The sequence below is a fragment of the Streptomyces sp. NPDC048419 genome, from assembly GCF_043200415.1.
GTDB lineage: Bacteria > Actinomycetota > Actinomycetes > Streptomycetales > Streptomycetaceae > Streptomyces.
The window spans coordinates 27,765-45,340 of the sequence record NZ_JBICXT010000033.1 but is presented as its reverse complement, the minus strand read 5'-3'; the positions used below and the strand labels follow the sequence as shown (position 1 = coordinate 45,340).

Genomic DNA, 17,576 nt, shown 5'->3' with positions numbered 1-17,576 from the left:
TTCCCTTTGGCCCCGGCTGCGCCGCGTCTTTATATCGGGCAAACGAGGTTCTGCCGGGCTTCTCAGCCAGCACTCAGGAAGCTCTCATGGTCACGGGACAGGCTTTGTTCCATGACCGAGAGCTTCCGCCGCAGCGGCGAGTACGAGAGTTACGAGAACCCGTACCAGGGCGCTCAGCAGCACGCCTCCTCCCCGGTGAACCCCGAGTGGCCGCCCCCGCCGGTGCAGCCGCCGGTGCAGCCGGCACAGCCGGTCACGGTCGAGGGTGCCGGTTACGGCGGCTACGGCGGTGACGGCAACGGCGGCGGTACGGCTCTCCTCGCGGAGCCGGTGTCCGCCCCGGCGCCGAAGAAGCGGACCCGGGGCCCCGTCGCCCTGCTGGCCGCCGTGGCGATCGTCGCCGCGGCCATCGGCGGCGGTACCGCGTACGCCTTCCAGCAGCTGACCGGCAGTGACACCGTCGCCGCCGGCAGCACCAGCACCAGCGTGGTGCCGTCCAGCAAGAAGGGCGACGTCGCCACCATCGCCGCGGCCGTGAGCCCCAGCGTGGTCGAGATCGGCGCCACCTCCAACGCCGGCCAGTCCACCGGCTCCGGCGTGATCATCACCAGCGACGGCGAGATCGTCACCAACAACCACGTCGTCTCCGGCGCCTCGTCGATCAAGGTGACGACCAACGACGGCAAGAGCTACACCGCTAAGGTCGTCGGCACCGACAGCAAGAAGGACCTCGCCCTGATCAAGCTGGAGAACGCCTCCGGACTCAAGGCGGCCGGCCTCGGCAACTCCAGCGGCGTGCAGGTCGGCGACACCGTCGTGGCGATCGGCTCCCCCGAGGGCCTGAGCGGCACCGTCACCAGCGGCATCGTCTCCGCGCTCAACCGTGACGTGACCGTCTCGACCGACGAGAGCCAGGGACAGGGCCAGGGACAGGGACAGGGCGGCGGCAACGGCCAGTGGCCGTTCTCCTTCGGCGGTCAGCAGTTCAACGGCGACACCGGCTCCTCGACGACGACGTACAAGGCGATCCAGACCGACGCCTCGCTCAACCCGGGCAACTCCGGCGGCGCGCTGATCGACGCCGCGGGCAACATCATCGGCATCAACTCCGCGATGTACAGCGCCGGTTCGCAGTCGTCCTCGGGCTCCTCCGACGCCGGCAACATCGGCCTCGGCTTCGCCATCCCGATCAACACCGTCAAGTCCGACCTGGCCAGTCTCAGGGCGGGCGGCAGCGACAGCTGACCCCACTCCGCACGAGCAGGGAGCACGTCATGATCAAGCAGGTGTCCCACCCGGTCTCCGGCCTCGACCCCGCCGGCCTCGCCCTGGCCCTGGAGGTGGCGTACGAACTGCACGCCCCCGAGGGCCGGGCTCCCGAGGTGGTGGCGGTCCCCCAGCTGATGGGCCTGCGCACCTCGGCCGCCCGCCCGCACCGGCGCAGGGTGCCGCTGAACCATCTGGCGGCGCTGCGCGGCTGATCGCGCGCCCACCGGCTCCGTACGCGACCGCGGGCAAACATGCGAGGCTGAAGGCGTTCAGCAGGTTCAAGCAGATACAGGTACTTTCAGCCCCTTGCCGTCCCACCGCACCCGAGGAACCCGAAGCCCATGAGCTCCGCCGATGGCGACCGTGACCCCCAGCGCATCCTGATCGTCGACGACGAGCCCGCGGTGCGTGAGGCACTCCAGCGCAGCCTCGCCTTCGAGGGGTACGACACCGAGGTCGCCGTGGACGGCGCGGACGCTCTGGAGAAGACGACCGCGTACCAGCCCGACCTGGTCGTCCTCGACATCCAGATGCCGCGCATGGACGGCCTGACCGCCGCACGCCGCATGCGCGGGGCCGGCACGACGACGCCGATCCTGATGCTCACGGCCCGCGACACCGTCGGGGACCGGGTGACCGGTCTGGACGCCGGCGCGGACGACTACCTGGTCAAGCCCTTCGAGCTGGACGAGCTCTTCGCCCGTGTCCGCGCGCTGCTGCGGCGCAGCTCCTACGCTGCCGCGGCCCTCGCCGGCACGGACCAGGAGGACGAGGCACTGTCCTTCGCGGACCTGCGGATGGATCTGGCGACGCGGGAGGTGACGCGGGGCGGACGGCCGGTGGAGCTGACGCGCACCGAGTTCACGCTTCTGGAGATGTTCATGGCCCACCCGCGGCAGGTCCTCACGCGCGAGCAGATCCTGAAGGCCGTGTGGGGCTTCGACTTCGAGCCCTCGTCCAACTCCCTTGACGTCTACGTCATGTACCTGCGCCGCAAGACCGAGGCGGGCGGCGAGCCGCGCCTCGTGCACACGGTGCGCGGGGTGGGGTATGTGCTGCGCCAGGGTGGCGCGGAGTGAGGAAGGTCCTACGACGCTTCCAGACGCTTCCGATCCGGTCGCGACTGGCGATGCTCGTCGCTGCCGCTGTGGCTTTCGCGGTGGCGGCGGTCTCGGTGACTTGTTGGTTCATCGTGCAGGGGAAGTTGTACGACCAGGTCGACGGCGACCTCAAGGACATGGCCCGGCGGCCCGGTACGGTCCAGGCGCTTCTGGCGAGGTGCACGCAGACCCCGGAGGAGAACACCCAGCCGTTCCACGGACGGAACGACTACGTCCAGGCCATCAAGGAAGAGGGCCATCCCTGCGTCGACCCGACCTCCCCCGGCACGGTGAAGGTCACCGGCGCCGACAAGCAGGTCATCAGGGACGCGAAGCCCAATGCGGGGTTGTACCGCGACGGCACGGACGACGACGGCAACGCGGTACGGGTGCTGACCCTCTATCTGGGCGTCGACCAGAACGACTCGAAGGGCGTCGCCGTACTCCTCGCGACCCCCCTCAAGAGCACCCGGTCCACCCTCAACGAACTCGCCCTCATCCTGCTCCTCGTCAGCGGGATCGGGGTTCTCGGCGCCGGGGCGGCCGGACTGGCCGTCGCTCGGGCCGGGCTGCGGCCCGTGGACAAGCTCACCGAGGCCGTGGAGACCGTCGCGCGGACCGAGGACCTGAGTGTGCGCATTCCCGTGGAGGACGACGCCGAGGACGAAGTCGCGCGGCTGTCGCGGTCGTTCAACTCGATGACGTCCGCCCTGGCCAGCTCCCGCGACCTGCAGCAGCAGCTCATCGCTGACGCCGGGCACGAACTGCGCACCCCGCTCACCTCGCTGCGCACGAACATCGAGCTGCTCAGCCGGAGCGAGGAGACCGGCCGCCCCCTGCCGGAGGCGGACCGCAAGGCGCTGCTCGCGTCCGTGAAGGCGCAGATGACCGAACTGGCCGCGCTGATCGGCGACCTCCAGGAGCTGTCGCGGTCGGAGGGCCAGCGCGGCGAACGGGTGCAGGTCGTGTCGCTGGAGGACACCGTGGAGGCCGCGCTGCGCCGCGCCCGGCTGCGCGGCCCGGAACTGACGATCACCGCCGACCTCCAGCCCTGGTACGTCCGCGCCGAGCCCTCCGCCCTGGAGCGGGCCATCGTCAACATCCTCGACAACGCGGTGAAGTTCAGCCCGGACCACGGCACGATCGAGGTGGAGCTCGGCAGCGGAATCCTCACCGTCCGCGACCACGGCCCCGGCATCGACGCCGACGAACTCCCGCACGTCTTCGACCGCTTCTGGCGCTCCCCCAGCGCCCGCGCCCTGCCCGGCTCGGGCCTCGGCCTGTCCATAGTGGCCCGCACCGTCCAGCAGGCCGGCGGCGAGGTCACGCTGGAACGGGCGGAGGGCGGCGGCACGGCGGTGACGGTACGGCTGCCGGGGGCGCCCACGCCGCCGCCGGAAGCGGCGTAACGGGCCCGGGAGCCGCACCGGAGGGGTCGGCGGGGACGCAGAATCCGGACGGCTCCGGCACGTACGGCGCCCGGCGGCAGCGCCATCGTCGCCGTGAACGCCGACGACTTCCAGGAGACATGACGGCTCCCGGCGGGCATCCCCCACCTCACGCACATCCCTCTGCCAGTCCCGGCACAGCCCTTCGTCCCGCCGTGTTCGGATGGCGCGGAAGACAACGGTTGGGCCGGCCGACGACGACGCCGGCGTGCGGGGTACGAGACGCTCCTCGCCGGGGACGGCCGCGGCCCTCGAACTGGTGCAGGTCCCCAGGGACGGGGCCCGGCCTCGACGGGCCGGCGGCGCGGCGAACCGCGGATCGTCCAGACCGTGCGCGGCCTCGGCCACACCCGGCGGGCTACCACCTGAGGATCATGGTCTCGTCGTGCGCCGGGGGCAGGTCGGCGACGGCGTCCGGCAGCGGCTCGGCGAGCCGCGCGTAGGCGCCCCGCCGGGCGAGGAGTTCGGGGTGGGTGCCCGCCTCCACCAGCCGTCCGCGGTCGACGACCAGGATCCTGTCCGCGTCCGGCGCGAGGCTCAGATCGTGCGTGATCATGATCGTCGTACGGCCCGCCATCAGCCTGCGCAGCGGCTGCACCACCTGCCGGGCGGCGACCGCGTCCAGGCCCGCCGTCGGCTCGTCCAGGACGAGGACCGGTGCGGCGCGCAGCATCGCGCGGGCGATGGCGATGCGCTGGAGCTGGCCGCCGGAGAGGGCCGCCGTGCCGGGCGCGATGGCGGTGTCGTAGCCCTCGGGCAGGGCCTCGATGAAGTGGTGTGCCGCCGCCTCCCGGGCCGCCCGCTCGATCTCCGCGTCGCTCGCGCCGGGCCGCCCGCAGGCGATGTTCTCGCGGATCGTGCCGCTGAGGACGAGGGTCTGCTGGGGCAGCAGGGCCACGTTCTCGCGCAGGAACTCCAGGTTCATGTCCGGCAGCGGGACGCCGTCGAGCGTGATCGTGCCCTGCGCGGGGTCGTAGAAGCGGGTGAGCAGTTTGGACAGGGTCGACTTGCCGGCGCCGCTCGCGCCGGTGACGAGGACCAGCTCGCCGGGGCCCGCGGTGAAGGTCACGTCGCGCAGGGAGGCGCGGGGCGAGGCGGGGTAGCGGAAGGACACGTCGTGGAAGGCGACCCAGCCGCGCACCGGCCACTCGGCGACCGGCTCGACGGGGTCGGTGACGGACGGCCGCGCGTCCAGGATCTCGTTCAGGCGCTGGGCGCCCGCGGTCGCGGCGGTGAGGGTGAGGCCGAGCTGTCCGAGGCTGCGGACCGGCGGATAGAGGTAGCCGATGAAGGCGGCGAAGGCCAGGAGCCCGCCCAGGGTCATGCGGCCGGCCGAGATCTCCCAGACGCCGAGGCCGATCACCGCGAGGACGCACAGCGTCTCGACGACCTCGACGAACTGCTCGTACATCTCGCTCAGCCGGGCCCCCCGCACGGACGCCTTCATCCAGGCGCGGGCCTCGCGGTCGAGCCGCCGCTCCTCGTCCCGACCACGGTTGTAGGCCTGGGTGAGGACGATGTTGCCGAGCGACTCCTCCACCACGGAGGTGATCGCGCCGTCGGCGACCCGTTCGTCCTGGGAGGCGGTCCTGATGCTGCCGGAGAAGCGGCGGGCGGCGAGCAGGAACAGGGGCGCGAGGACGAACGTGGCCAGGGCCAGGTCCCAGCGCAGACAGAGGGCGGCGGCCGCGTAGAAGACGGCCGAGAAGGCGGCGGAGACCGTACCGACCACACCGGAGACGACCATCCGCTCGATGGCCTCGACGTCACCGGTCAGCCGCTCGACCAGATCGCCGTGGCGGTGCCGCTGGAAGAAGTGCGGCGGGAGCCGCTGGACGTGCCGGAACACGCCCGCCCGCAGCCGCAGCACGAATCTCTCGGCGGTCCAGGTGGCGAGTGAGTTGCCCAGGTAGCCGACGAGTGCCCCGAGCGCGGCGACACCCAGCCAGGCGCCGGCCGGGCCCCAGAAGGCGGCGAGCGAACCGGCCTTGAGGGCATGGTCGGTGAGCTCGGCGAACAGCAGGATCGAGGCGGTCTCGGCGAGCGCGGCCACCACCACGCATCCGACGACGACCGCGAGCCACCTGCGGTCGCCGCGGGTCAGCGGCCAGAAACGGCTGAAGGCCGCACGGACCTCGCTCATGGTCGACTCCCTTCGGGCACACGGCCCTGGACATGGCCGAGGCGGGGCCACCGGCGCGAGCTCACGCTCGCCGTCTCCGGTGGCCCCGCCTCGCGGGGGAAATCAGCGCTGGTGGCCGACGGGGCGCTTCGGGGCCGGCTTCTTCGGCGCCTTCTTCTTCGGGGCCGGGGCGGGCTTGTGGGACTTCTTCACCGGGGCGATCTTGTGGAAGCTCATGGCAGCGGCCCTTCTTATTCCGTCTGGGTATTCAGGCTGTGAATTGCTTTGATTTACCGAGGTAAATCCTTTGTCAGCACTTGTGGCCGACGGGACGCTTCGGCGCCGGCTTCTTCGGGGCCTTCTTCTTGGGGGCCGGGGCGGGCTTGCGGGTCTGCTTGACGGGGGCGATCTTGTGGAAGCTCATCGTGTTCTCCTTGACTTTCGGGTCGTTCGCTTTCGACATGGAAAACACTACGGCATTCCCGAAGGCGAAAAAGCCGTTTCGCCTTAGACGTCAATATGATTCGATGTGCGTTACCTCTGAAACTAAACTCTCAGAGAAACCCGGGAACCGAACCCGCATTCACACAGGACTTATCCGACGGCCAGCCCCGCGCCCTCGATCCGCACCCTGATCCCGTCCTTCTCCACCCGTACGTCCCGCAGCCGCAGAGCGCCGCGGTGCGGTGCGGGCAGCCGGAAGCCCAGCGAGAGGCGGTCGGCGAGGACGGGACGGGTGAGCCGGGGCAGTTCGTTCAGCAGGGCCGGGTCGAAGCCGAGGCGCTTGAGCAGGGCGGGGTGGGACAGGGCCAGGTCGATCAGGTTCAGGCGCATGGCCCGGTGGATGAAGCGCGGTGTGCCGGTCACCCGGGCCAGCTTGTCGTCGGAGCGCAGGGCCTCGCGTACGACGGAGTCGGGCACGCCGAGCCGCCGTACCACCGCCGGGACCGAGAACAGCGCCTTCGCCTTGCGTGTCTCGCGCGTGAGGCGCGCGACGGAGCGGCGGGTCAGATGCAGGCCCTCGGTGGCCCGGGTGCCGGGCCGGTAGGTCGCCAGGTCGCCGATGTCGAGCTGCATGCCGCCGATCTGCGTGGCGACGCCGTGGTCGCCGTCGCGGCCGATGCGGGCGTCGGCGCGCAGCCGGAGGTCGTGGCCGGCCACCGGGAAGGTGCCGCGGGCCAGCACGCGGTCGTGGCCGCGGCCGGTGAACGTGACCTGGGAGGCGCCGAGTTCACGGTTGAGGTCGGCGAAGGAGAGCAGGACGTCGCCGTCGAGCCGGGGAATTCCCGCGCCCCGTACGGACGTCGGCCCATCGGGGGCGTCCAGCCGTACGTCGTGGGCGGTCGCGGTGACCTTGGCGAGCGTGACCCGGTCGGCCGCGACGTCCGGCACGGTCACCCGCACCGAGTGCAGCCGCCCGTCGGCGAGTTGGGTCAGGAAGGGAAATCCGGCGATCTCCACTTCGGGCGCCGCGGTCAGCTTCAGCCGGGACTTGAGGACCTGGGCCGCGCGGTGCTCGGCGTAGAGCAGCGCCCAGCGGTCGGCGAGGGTGAGGAAGGCGGTGAGGACGCAGAGGCCCGCCACCGCCTTGAGCGCGAAGGGCAGTCCGGCGAGGCGGCCGCGTTTGCGGCGGCGGCTGCCTCGCCGGTGGTTGGGCGGCGCCCAGGGTTCCTCGTCCTCCTCACCCTCGTTCGCGACAAAACCGTCGAAGGTGTCAAAGATGTTTATACCGGCATGCGTCGATATGTGGGGGGTACGCATCGAACCATCCGACCATGGGCACCGGCCCCACACGCAACCTCTACCGCGCCTGTGCGACTTAGCTCACGATCGTGATCCGGCCGGGTACGGGCGGCGAAATCGGGCTGGACGCCGAGGAGTTGGCCGTCAGGTAGTTCGCCAGGGCCGTCAGGTCGTCGGTGCCGACCAGGTCGTTCGTGCCCTGTCCCAGCGTCGTGAAGCCGTCGCCGCCGCCGGCGAGGAAGCTGTTGGTCGCGACGCGGTAGGTGGCGGCCGGGTCGATCGCGGCGCCGTTCAGCCTGATGGAGTCGGTGACGACGCGGTCCGCACCCGTCTTCGTCAGGTCCAGGGTGTACGTCAGACCGGACGACGGCTGCAGGACCTTCGGCGAGCTCGCGTTGGCCCCGCTCACCTGCTCCTTGAGGACCTGCACCAGCTGGGCGCCGGTGAAGTCCTGAAGGTTCACGGTGTTGGCGAACGGCTGCACCGTGAAGCCCTCGGCGTACGTCACCACGCCGTCGCCCTCGCTGCCGGTGGCCTGATAGGTCAGGCCCGCCCGCACGCCGCCGGGGTTCATCAGCGCGAGGTCGGTCTGCGGGTCCAGCTCCTTGCCGTACGCCAGCTGGGCGTCGGCGATGAGGTCGCCCATCGGGGACTCGGTGCCGGTGCTCGGCACGTCGGCCGAGATGTAGCCGATCGGGCGGTTGCCGATCGGCGCCGCGAGGGTGTTCCACCGGCCGATCAGCGCCGTCATGTCGGGCGCCTTGGGGACGGTCCGGGTGACCACGTGGTTCGCCGACTTCACCGCCGTACGGGCGATGTCACCGGTGCGCCGGTCGTACGTCAGCGTGGTGTCCGTGTAGAGGCGGCCGAAGGACGCGGCCGAGGTGACCATGCGGGGCTTGCCCGACGGGTCGGGGATCGTGCAGACGTACGCGTTGTGGGTGTGGCCGGTGACCAGGGCGTCCACGGCCGGGGTGATGTTCTTGGCGATGTCGACGATGGGGCCGGAGATGCCGCTGCCCGCGCCCGCGGCGTCGCAGTCGTAGTTGTACGCCCCCGAGGCCGGGAAGCCGCCCTCGTGGATGAGCGCCACGATCGACTTCACGCCCTGCTTCTGCAGCACCTTGGCGTACTTGTCGATCGTCTCGACCTCGTCCTTGAACTTCAGGCCCTTGACGCCCTCGGCGGAGACGACGTCGGGTGTGCCCTCCAGCGTCACGCCGATGAAGCCGATCTTGACGTCCTTCTTCTTCCAGACCCAGTACGGCCTGAGGATCGGCTTGCCCGTCTTCTCGTCGAGGACGTTGGCGGCGAGGTACGGGAAGTCGGCGCCCTTGAACTTCTTGTCCGTGTAGCAGCCGTCGGTGGGGTGGCAGCCGCCGTTCTGCAGACGGGCCAGCTCCTTGGCGCCCTCGTCGAACTCGTGGTTGCCGACGGACGTGACGTCCAGGTCGAGCTTGTTCAGCGCCTCGATGGTGGGCTCGTCGTGGAAGAGGCCCGAGATCAGCGGGGAGGCGCCGACCATGTCGCCGCCGGCCGCGGTGACGGAGTACGGGTGGCCCTTGCGGGCGTCGCGCAGATGGGTCGCGAGGTACTCGACGCCGCCCGCGTCGACGGTCTTCGTGGTGCCGTCGGGCTGGAGCTCGGTGACCCGCCCGGAGGAGCCGGCCGGCGGCTCCAGATTGCCGTGCAGGTCGTTGAAGGACAGCAGTTGCACGTCCTGGTAGCGGCCCGGGCCGTGGTGGCCGCCGCCCTTGGACTCGTGCGCGTCGGCCGGAAGCGCTGCGGCGAGCGCACCGGCGGTGGCGAGACCGGCGGCCGCGGCGACGAGACGGAGCGTCCGTCTGTGGCGCGGACTCGGCTGAGAAGTGGCTGACATACGCCCCCCTGTGGGTCTGCTGGGTGAGTGGACCGTCCGGCGCAGAATAGGGTCAACGCGCGTAGCGCGAAAAGGGATACGTGGTTACATCCTGGTTTCCCTTTGCCTCTCCCTTGACCGCCACTTTGCGGGTCGCGCCAACTACCCTCATACGCATGACCAGCGACGACACCGTCCGGCACGGCCGGAACCGCTCCATCGAGACCTACTCCGTGCTCGCTCCGGAGCAGACCGGGGCCGTGCTCTCCCTGCTCGCCGACGCCGCCCGCGAGGACGGCCAGCAGGCGGTGTCCGAGCAAGGGCGGCTCCAGCTGCGCGGCGGGGCACGCGAGGGCGTGTCCCATCTCCTGCTGAGCGTGGGCGACGAACTCGTCGGCTACGCCCAGCTGGAGGACACCGACCCGGTGGAGGCACCGGCCGCCGAACTCGTCGTCCATCCCGCCCGCCGCGGGCTGGGGCACGGGCGGGCGCTGGGCTCGGCGCTGCTCGCCGCCTCCGGCAAGCGGCTGCGGGTCTGGGCGCACGGCGGGCACGCGGCGGCGCGGCACCTCGCGCAGGTGCTCGGGCTGACGCTCTTTCGCGAACTACGCCAGATGCGGCGGTCGTTGCGCGACCTGAACCTGCCCGAGCCGGTCCTCCCGGCGGACGTCACGGTCCGCGCCTTCGTCCCCGGCACCGACGACGCCGACTGGCTCGCGGTGAACTCCGCCGCCTTCGCCCACCACCCGGAGCAGGGCTCCCTCACCCAGCGCGACCTCGAAGCCCGCATGGCCGAGCCCTGGTTCGACCCCGCGGGCTTCTTCCTCGCCTTCCGCGGCGGGGAACTCGTCGGCTTCCACTGGACGAAGGTCCACGCGGCGGACCAGCTCGGCGAGGTGTACGTCCTCGGCGTGCGGCCGGGTGTGCAGGGCGGCGGCCTCGGCAAGGCCCTGACGACGATCGGCCTGCGGCACCTGGCGGCCCAGGGCCTGCCGACCGCGATGCTCTACGTCGACGGGGACAACAAGGCGGCGGTGTCGGTGTACGAGCGGCTGGGATTCATCACGTACGAGACGGACTTGATGTACCGGACGGAAACCTGATCCGGGCGATGCGCGGCCGGCGCCGCACCGGCTCCGGCAGGCACAGCGCCCACAGCACCGCCGCCCCGGCCGGCACCCACGCCCACCGCTCGTGCGCGGCCCCCCACCGCTCGTCCCCGAGCGGGACCAGCAGGTCCCACCGGTCCGGCAGGAGCAGGGGGGTGACGACGGCAGTGAAGAGGAAGGCCGCCGCCACCGACGGGCCCGGCACAGGGGCGTCCGTCAGACGGACGGCCACCGCGCCGGCCGCGAGGGCCAGCACGCAGGCGGCCGCCGCCTCCAGGGTGAGGGCGCCCACCGGAGGCCGTACCTGCGAGGGGACGAGCAGGAGCGCGGCCGTCCACCACAGGGCGGTGACCGGGGCGACGAGCGCGAGCCGCAGGGCCGTGCGCAGGGCGCGCCGGGTCGGCACCGTGGCCGTGGTGTGGCGGGCCGGGTCGTCCAGGAGGAAGGCCAGGCCCAGCGCGTGCGCGAGGATCGCGGTGCGCAGCAGGGTCAGGGCGAGGGGCGCGTCCGGCGTACCGCCCGCCAGCCGCGACGCCCCGGCGATCAGAAGCCCGAGACCGGCCCCCGCCGCCTGTGCCCGCCAGGGCAGCGCGCGCAGCACGGGGAGGGCCAACTCCCTGGTCACTCGCACTTGTCCGCCGCCTTCGGCGCGGTCGTACCCAGCAGCTCCGCGACCCGCGCGGTCGTCACCTTCGGCGCCGTCAGCTCGGCCCAGTGCGCCTGCACGCGCGCGGCGACCGACCCGGCCGGCCTGCCGAGCAGCTCCCGTACGACGTCGGTCTGGCCCGCCGTCATGTCCATCGGGTCCGTCGGTGACAGGACGATCGCTGAGCCGGTCACGCTGTCGTCGAGGCGGACGTTGCGCAGCGAGGTCATCGGGTCGGGCAGATGGCTCAGGGCGAGCCACATGACGGTGACCATCCGGCCGTCGCACAGCGAGGCCGCCGCCTTCTCGTCGCCCGCGACCAGCACGGCGGCGACGGCGGCGGAGAACTCGGGGACCCGGTTGCCGCCCCAGGCGGTGCCGACGCTCACCTGGTGCGGGTTCGCGGACGGCTCGATCGCCGCGTCGCTGTCTAGGCCGTACCGGACGTCGATGCGCTGCCGTACGACGAGGGTCTGGGTGCGGGCGGAGCCGCCGGCCGCGGACTGCACGTCGTGCACCACCGCGGCCCAGGTGTCCGCCCGTGGCGCCCACTCCGGGAAGGCGCAGTACGTGGAGGTCCCCCGCCTGACGCAGGTCTGCTCCTTCTCGGGGGAGACCGAGACCCGCTCCCGGGCCGCCTTCGTCGCGGCCGGCAGGGCGCCGGTCTGCAGGACGCCGCCGGTCAGCGCGAGCGCCACCGCGCCCGCCACGGCGCCCGACAGGATCCAGCCGCGGCCGCCGCCCGCCAGCACCGCGAGCAGGGCCACGGTCAGGGCGAGCCCGGCGAGATACAGGGCGTGCCAGGCGGCGGGCCGGTCGAGCAGGTCGGACGGCAGCGCCTTGGAGTTCGCCAAGGTCACGACCGGTGCCAGCCAGCGCGTGCCGCGCTCGCCGCTGCCGGCCGGGAACCCTCCGCCGACGAACATCAGGAGCAGCACCACGATGAGCATCGGGGCCGCGATCGGCGACGGCACCAGCCGGGCCAGCAGCACCCCGAGCATGCCGAAAAGCAGCACCGTCAGCGGCCCGACGAGCAGTTCGCCGGGTGAACCGCTGCCGACCGCGCCGGAGCGCAGCGCCGCCCAGCCGAACTGGCCGAGCACGCCGACGGCGGTGAGCAGGGCGGCCGGGACGACGGCGAGCGCGTGGGCCGCCGTACGCAGGGACCGCGGGAGCACCAGGACGGCGAAGTGGCGTTCCGTGTCGAGCCGTACGGAGCGCAGCACCGCGCGGTTGGCGCACACCAGTACCGCGAGGCCGACCAGCAGCGGGGTGCTCTGGGTGGCCCGGTCGGCGTCCTGGAGCGCGGGGTAGCCGTTCTCGAAGTCCGGGGTCTGCCAGACGATCCAGGCCGCATACACCGCGAGGGCGAGCAGCACCGGCACGCTCAGCAGCAGCCGGCGCGCCTCGAATCGGGCCAGGGCGAGGACGGCCGCCCAGGAGTCCCGGTGTCCCGCGCCGCGCACCGCGACCGGGGTCTCCTCCAGTACCGCGGTCATGCCGCCACCTCCGCGCCCGCGTCGTCCAGGGTGAGCAAGTAGCCGTCCTCCAGGGTGTGTTCGAGCAGGTCGGCGCCGTCGGGCGGGCTGCCGACGTTACGGAAGGAGCCGGTGCCGGTGCGCCAGCCGGCCTTCGCGCCGGGGTCGCGTTCGGCGCTGCTCCACACCCGGCCCGCCGCCTGCGCGGTCAGCTCGGCCGGGGTGCCGTCGAAGCGGATGCGGCCGCTCGCCATCACCAGCACCCGGTGACAGAGCATCGCCACGTCCTCGGTCTGGTGCGTGGACAGCAGGACCGTGCGGCCCTCCCCCGCCTGCGCGATCAACTCCCGGAAGCGCATGCGCTGTTCGGGGTCGAGGCCGACGGTCGGCTCGTCCAGCACCAGGAAGCCCGGGTCGCCGACGAGCGCCGCGGCCAGCGCGACCCGCTGCCGCATCCCGCCGGACAGCTTCTTGATGCGCTTGCCGCGTACGTCGGCGAGGTCGACCCCGTCCAGGACGCGGCGCACCTCGCGATGGCGCGCGGCCCGGTCCGTCAGCTCCTTGAGGATCGCCACGTAGTCGACGAACTCGAAGGCCGTGAAGTCCGGGTGGAAGCCGGGCGCCTGGGGCAGGTAGCCGAGCCTGCGCCGCACCTCCTGCCGGCCGGCCGCCGTGGCGGGGTCGTGCCCGAGCGCGGTGAAGGCGCCCCGGTCGGCGGGGACGGCCGTGGCCAGTACCCGCAACAGGGTGGTCTTTCCGGCCCCGTTGGGCCCGAGCAGCCCGGTCACGCCCGGTGTCAGCCGCAGCGACACGTCGTCGAGGGCCCGTGTCCCGCCGTAGCGGAGGCTCAGCCCTGACGCGGAGACGGTGGGGGTCATGCGGCACTCCTGGAGAAGAAGTCGAAGCGGTCACGTACGAGGAGGAGCAGCCCCACGGAGAGGGCGGCCAGCACGGCGGCGGCGCCCTGCCCGGCGGCGGTGAACGGCACGGGTGTGCCGTTGCCGCCCGTCTGGGTGGCGAGCAGCGCGATCCAGGCCCCGCCGACCAGCGACGGCGCGAGCACCGGTCCGAGCCGCGGGGTGAGCGCGAGCCCGGTCGCGGTGAGGGCGAGGGCGGGCAGCAGCCAGGCGAGGGCGTGCAGCCCGTAGGACGGCAGGGCGAGCGTGGCCAGAAGATTGAGCCCGATGCCGGTGGCGAGGACGGCGACGGTACGGATCATCAGCAGCCGGAAGCCGTGCAGCGGGGCGACGACCGCCATCTCGTACGTCGGGTCCAGCGCGGGCCCGTAGGCGAGCGCGACCCCGGCGAGCGGCAGCAGCGGCGCGAGGGCGAGGAACAGCGTGGCCGAACCGGCCGTGTACACCGCCCCGACGGTCGTCACCAGCAGGAACACCACCGCCGCGAGCCAGGAGCGGCGCAGCACCGGGGTGGCCGTGAGCAGCCGCGCGGTGTGGTCGGTGATCCCCAGCCGCACCAGCAGCGACTCGAGCCGGCCGGGCCGGGGCGCGTCGAGCTCGGCGTCGAGCCGCTCCCATCCGGCGTCGAGCGCGGCACGGTCGCCGACGTCGGCGAGCGCCGCCCGGCACTGCGCACACGCCACGAGGTGGGTGTCGGCGGACCAGAGCAGGGGCGGCGCGAGCTCGCCCCGGGCGTAGTCCCGCAGATCTTCCTCGGCAACATGCCAGGTCATACCGCCACCTCCCGCGTCAGTGCACGGCCGCGGGCGGCGCCGCGGACCCGATCGCCTGCCTGCCTGCTCATGCCAGCGCCTCCCGTAGTTGCTTCCGGGCCCGCATCGCCCGTGTCTTGACCGTGCCCGGCGGAATTCCGAGCAGGACGGCCGCCTCGCCGGTGGTGAGCCCGTCGATGACCGTGGCCTGCAGGACCGCCCGAAGTTCCGGCGAGAGCCGGACCAGGGCGCCCGCGAGGTCCCCGTGCTCCACCCCCGCGAGCACGCGCTCCTCCGCGGACGCCTCGTCCCGGTGCCGCAGCCGCGCCAGCGCCTGCCGCAGCCGGCCGCGCGCCCCGTCGCCGCGCAGCGCGTCGATCAGCCGCCGCGAGCCGATGCGCCACAGCCACCCGGCTGCGTCGCCTTCCTCCCGGTAGCGGGCCTTGCCCCGCCAGATCGCCAGGAACGTCTCCTGCACGACGTCGTCGACCACACCGGCGTCGGCGCAGCGGCCGCGCAGGCGCGCGGTCAGCCAGGGCGCGTACCGCCGGTACAGCTCCTCGAAGGCGCGCCGGTCGCCGTCCGCGGCGACGGCGCGCAGCAGCTCCCCGTCGCTTCTCGTTTCGCTCACGTCTCCTCATCGCACGGCCCGGCCGCATCGGTTCACAGGATCGCGCTTGACTTTGCCGCATCCCTTCCACCACCCTTTCACTACTCAATTAGTGAAAGGGTGGTTGTACGAGTGGTCGAGTACCGCATCGACCGGCGCTCCGGCGTCGCCACCTACGTCCAGATCGTCCAGCAGACCAAGCAGGCCCTCCGCCTCGGCCTGCTGGAGCCGGGGGACAAGCTCCCCACGGCCCGCGAGGTGGTCGAGGCCACCGCCGTCAACCCCAACACGGTCCTCAAGGCCTACCGCGAGCTGGAGCGCGAGGGCCTGGTCGAGGCGCGCCGGGGGCTCGGCACCTTCGTCCGCAGGACGCTCGGCACACAGCCGGCCGACTCGCCCCTGCGGGCCGAACTCGACGCCTGGGCGCAGCGCGCCCGCGCGGCCGGACTGGACCGCGAGGACGCCGACGCCCTGTTCGGCGCCGTCCTCGACGCGCACTTCCCGAAATCCGACCAGCTCTTCCCTGAGGGGGACCAGTGAGTTCCACGAGCACCACCCCGGCCGTCGCCCTGGAGGCGACCGGGCTCGGCATGCGGTACGGCCGAAGGGCCCCCGCGGCCCTCGACGGCTGTTCCTTCCGCCTGCCCGCCGGCCGGATCAGCGCACTGGTGGGCCCCAACGGAGCGGGCAAGTCGACCCTGCTGTCCCTCGCCGCCGGGCTGCTGCGGCCCACCTCCGGCACGCTCACGGTGCTCGGCGCCGCGCCCGGCGAGTGCCGCGACCGCGTCGCCCACCTGGGTCAGAACAAGCCGCTCTACCCGCGGCTTACCATCGCCGAGACCCTGCGCCTGGGCGCCGAGCTCAACCCGGGCCGCTGGGACGCGGCCCGCGCCGCCGCCATCGTCGAGCAGGGCTCGCTCGACCCCGGCCTGAAGGTGGGCGGCCTCTCCGGCGGCCAGCGCACCCGCGTCGCGCTCGCCCTCGCCCTCGGCAAGCGGCCCGAACTGCTGCTGCTCGACGAGCCGATGGCCGACCTGGACCCGCTCGCCCGGCACGAGCTCATGGGCACGCTGATGGCGGACGCCGCCGAACACGGCACCACCGTCCTGATGTCCTCGCACATCGTCAGCGAGCTCGCCGAGTCCTGCGACCACCTGCTGCTCCTGACCGGCGGCCGGATACGGCTCGGCGGCGGCATCGACGACCTGCTCGCCGCGCACACCGTGGTCACCGGCCGCGGCACACCCGCCGACCTCGCCCCGCACACGGTCGTCGAGTCCCGCGCGGCCGGCCGCGGCACCACCGCGCTGATCCGCCGCGACGGCCCGGTCGAGGGCGCCTGGGCCACCCAAGAACCGTCCCTGGAGGAACTCCTGCTCGCCCATCTGCGCTCCCCCGACGCCCCCGCCCTGCTCACCCCGAGCACGGCCGCTGCCCCCGTGGCGGTGACGGCATGACCGCCACCACCCTCCCGGCCCCCGCGTCCGCCCGCCGCACGATCACCCGCCCGCGCGGCCTGGTCTGGACGGTGCTGCGACTGCACCGGACCGCCCTGTGCGTCTGGCTCGCCTTCGTCGCCGCCACCGCCGGCTTCCTGCTGTGGCTGACCGGTCCCGCCGCCGAAGCCACTCAGCGCAAGCTCGAGATGTTCGGCTACGGCGGGGTCCTGGAGGCGTCCTCGTCCTCGGCGACCCTGTTCGCCTTCACCTCGGGTGCGTACAACGACCTCTTCTACGACCCCGACACCCTGATCACGCTCGCCTCCTTCGCCGTGGCCCTGTTCGCGGCCGGGCCGCTGATCGCCCGCGAGCTGGAGGACGGCACCGCGCAGCTGGCCTGGACGCAGTCCGTCTCCCCCGCGCGCTGGCTCGCCGCCAAGCTCGCGGTGCCCGCATGCTTCCTCGTCCTCGGCAACGGCCTGCTGGCGGCGCTGTACCACCGGCTGTGGGACGCCCACAGCAACCTGCTCGTGGCCGGCATCACCCCGCGCGCCCTCTACTTCTCCCTCGGCCCTGCCACCGTCGCCGCGCCGCTGCTGGGCCTGGCCCTCGGCGCGCTCATCGGCCTCGCGGTGCGCCGCACGCTGCCCGCGCTCGCGCTCTCCGGGTTCGCGTACTTCCTGGTCTACGCGTTCCGCGGCAACCACTGGCCCTTCCAGGGCCGCTACACGCAGCCGGAGCCGTACTCCCACAGCTGGGCGATCGACACCACGGGCGCCAAGGTCCCCGACCCGGGCTGCTACGCCGACCGTCACTGCCTCGCCGAGCACCACATCGTCCGCTTCGCCCGCGAGTACCTCCCGTCCCCCGACTACTGGCCCCGCCAGCTCCTGGAGACGGGCGTCCTGCTGGCGCTCGCCGCCCTCGCCGCCGCAGCGGCCTTCGCCGTGCTGCGCCGCCGCGCCGTGTGACGCGTCAGTTCACCCGCTGTCCCTCCCGGGCTTCCACCGACGGGAGGGACATCCGTATTCTCCGGAGCGCCTCTCCAGCCGGGTCTTACGTCCGGCCCGTCGACGTAGACGCCC

Annotated in this window: 16 protein-coding genes; 8 read left to right on the top strand and 8 right to left on the bottom strand. The window is 72.6% G+C overall.

The window, feature by feature from the left end; translation table 11 throughout:
• The first annotated feature begins 111 nt into the window (after window positions 1-111).
• The 4 genes from ACGFYN_RS40960 (at window position 112) to ACGFYN_RS40945 (ending at window position 3,778) form a co-directional block, all read left to right on the top strand.
• Entirely contained in the window at window positions 112-1,245 is a 1,134-nt protein-coding gene (locus ACGFYN_RS40960; RefSeq protein ID WP_393871091.1) for a S1C family serine protease, read from the top strand.
• A gap of 29 nt (window positions 1,246-1,274) precedes the next feature.
• Window positions 1,275-1,481: a hypothetical protein gene (locus ACGFYN_RS40955; RefSeq protein WP_393871090.1), complete on the top strand. Its 207-nt coding sequence runs from the start codon at window positions 1,275-1,277 to the stop codon at window positions 1,479-1,481.
• Between the two features lie 129 nt (window positions 1,482-1,610).
• Window positions 1,611-2,348, top strand: coding sequence for a response regulator transcription factor (locus ACGFYN_RS40950; RefSeq protein WP_393871089.1), 738 nt, complete (start codon window positions 1,611-1,613; stop codon window positions 2,346-2,348).
• Window positions 2,345-3,778 carry an ATP-binding protein gene (locus ACGFYN_RS40945; protein ID WP_393871088.1) on the top strand — a complete coding sequence of 478 codons (1,434 nt, stop codon included), beginning with the start codon at window positions 2,345-2,347 and terminating at the stop codon, window positions 3,776-3,778. Before ACGFYN_RS40950 ends, ACGFYN_RS40945 begins: the two co-directional genes overlap by 4 nt.
• Window positions 3,779-4,175: 397 nt before the next feature.
• Here ACGFYN_RS40945 and ACGFYN_RS40940 read toward each other — a convergent pair whose 3' ends face one another.
• From ACGFYN_RS40940 to ACGFYN_RS40930, 3 genes are all read right to left on the bottom strand, one after another.
• The gene (locus ACGFYN_RS40940) at window positions 4,176-5,960 is read right to left on the bottom strand and encodes an ABC transporter ATP-binding protein (protein WP_393871087.1); all 1,785 of its coding nucleotides are present in this window, start codon (window positions 5,958-5,960) and stop codon (window positions 4,176-4,178) included.
• A 573-nt stretch (window positions 5,961-6,533) separates the two neighbouring features.
• The gene (locus ACGFYN_RS40935) at window positions 6,534-7,700 is read right to left on the bottom strand and encodes a DUF2993 domain-containing protein (protein WP_393871086.1); all 1,167 of its coding nucleotides are present in this window, start codon (window positions 7,698-7,700) and stop codon (window positions 6,534-6,536) included.
• 58 nt (window positions 7,701-7,758) lie between these two features.
• Complete coding sequence (locus ACGFYN_RS40930; RefSeq protein ID WP_393871085.1) at window positions 7,759-9,561, bottom strand: bifunctional metallophosphatase/5'-nucleotidase; 1,803 nt, start codon at window positions 9,559-9,561, stop codon at window positions 7,759-7,761.
• Between the two features lie 155 nt (window positions 9,562-9,716).
• Here ACGFYN_RS40930 and mshD point away from each other — a divergent pair, with 155 nt between their 5' ends.
• Complete coding sequence (mshD, locus tag ACGFYN_RS40925) at window positions 9,717-10,643, top strand: mycothiol synthase (protein WP_393871084.1); 927 nt, start codon at window positions 9,717-9,719, stop codon at window positions 10,641-10,643.
• Here mshD and ACGFYN_RS40920 read toward each other — a convergent pair.
• The 5 genes from ACGFYN_RS40920 to ACGFYN_RS40900 all read right to left on the bottom strand — a co-directional run bounded on the left by ACGFYN_RS40920 (window position 10,603) and on the right by ACGFYN_RS40900 (window position 15,073).
• Window positions 10,603-11,280 (bottom strand): ABC transporter, encoded by a 678-nt coding sequence (locus ACGFYN_RS40920; RefSeq protein ID WP_393871083.1) that lies wholly within the window; start codon window positions 11,278-11,280, stop codon window positions 10,603-10,605. The two genes, mshD and ACGFYN_RS40920, sit on opposite strands and share 41 nt — an antisense overlap.
• The gene (locus tag ACGFYN_RS40915) at window positions 11,271-12,794 is read right to left on the bottom strand and encodes an ABC transporter permease (protein WP_393871082.1); all 1,524 of its coding nucleotides are present in this window, start codon (window positions 12,792-12,794) and stop codon (window positions 11,271-11,273) included. The genes ACGFYN_RS40920 and ACGFYN_RS40915 overlap by 10 nt, the downstream gene beginning before the upstream one ends.
• Complete coding sequence (locus tag ACGFYN_RS40910) at window positions 12,791-13,651, bottom strand: ABC transporter ATP-binding protein (RefSeq protein ID WP_393871081.1); 861 nt, start codon at window positions 13,649-13,651, stop codon at window positions 12,791-12,793. Before ACGFYN_RS40910 ends, ACGFYN_RS40915 begins: the two co-directional genes overlap by 4 nt.
• Window positions 13,648-14,463: a zf-HC2 domain-containing protein gene (locus ACGFYN_RS40905; protein ID WP_393871080.1), complete on the bottom strand. Its 816-nt coding sequence runs from the start codon at window positions 14,461-14,463 to the stop codon at window positions 13,648-13,650. The genes ACGFYN_RS40910 and ACGFYN_RS40905 overlap by 4 nt, the downstream gene beginning before the upstream one ends.
• Before the next feature lie 67 nt (window positions 14,464-14,530).
• A complete protein-coding gene (locus ACGFYN_RS40900) occupies window positions 14,531-15,073 on the bottom strand; it encodes an RNA polymerase sigma factor (RefSeq protein WP_393871079.1) in 543 nt (180 codons plus the stop codon).
• Between the two features lie 111 nt (window positions 15,074-15,184).
• On the opposite strand from ACGFYN_RS40900, the gene ACGFYN_RS40895 reads away from it, so the two are divergent.
• From ACGFYN_RS40895 to ACGFYN_RS40885, 3 genes are read left to right on the top strand one after another with little or no spacing between them, the layout of a single operon-like run.
• The gene (locus ACGFYN_RS40895; RefSeq protein ID WP_393871121.1) at window positions 15,185-15,592 is read left to right on the top strand and encodes a GntR family transcriptional regulator; all 408 of its coding nucleotides are present in this window, start codon (window positions 15,185-15,187) and stop codon (window positions 15,590-15,592) included.
• Entirely contained in the window at window positions 15,589-16,509 is a 921-nt protein-coding gene (locus ACGFYN_RS40890; protein ID WP_393871078.1) for an ABC transporter ATP-binding protein, read from the top strand. The genes ACGFYN_RS40895 and ACGFYN_RS40890 overlap by 4 nt, the downstream gene beginning before the upstream one ends.
• A complete protein-coding gene (locus tag ACGFYN_RS40885; protein ID WP_393871077.1) occupies window positions 16,506-17,462 on the top strand; it encodes a hypothetical protein in 957 nt (318 codons plus the stop codon). The genes ACGFYN_RS40890 and ACGFYN_RS40885 overlap by 4 nt, the downstream gene beginning before the upstream one ends.
• Window positions 17,463-17,576 lie beyond the last annotated feature (114 nt).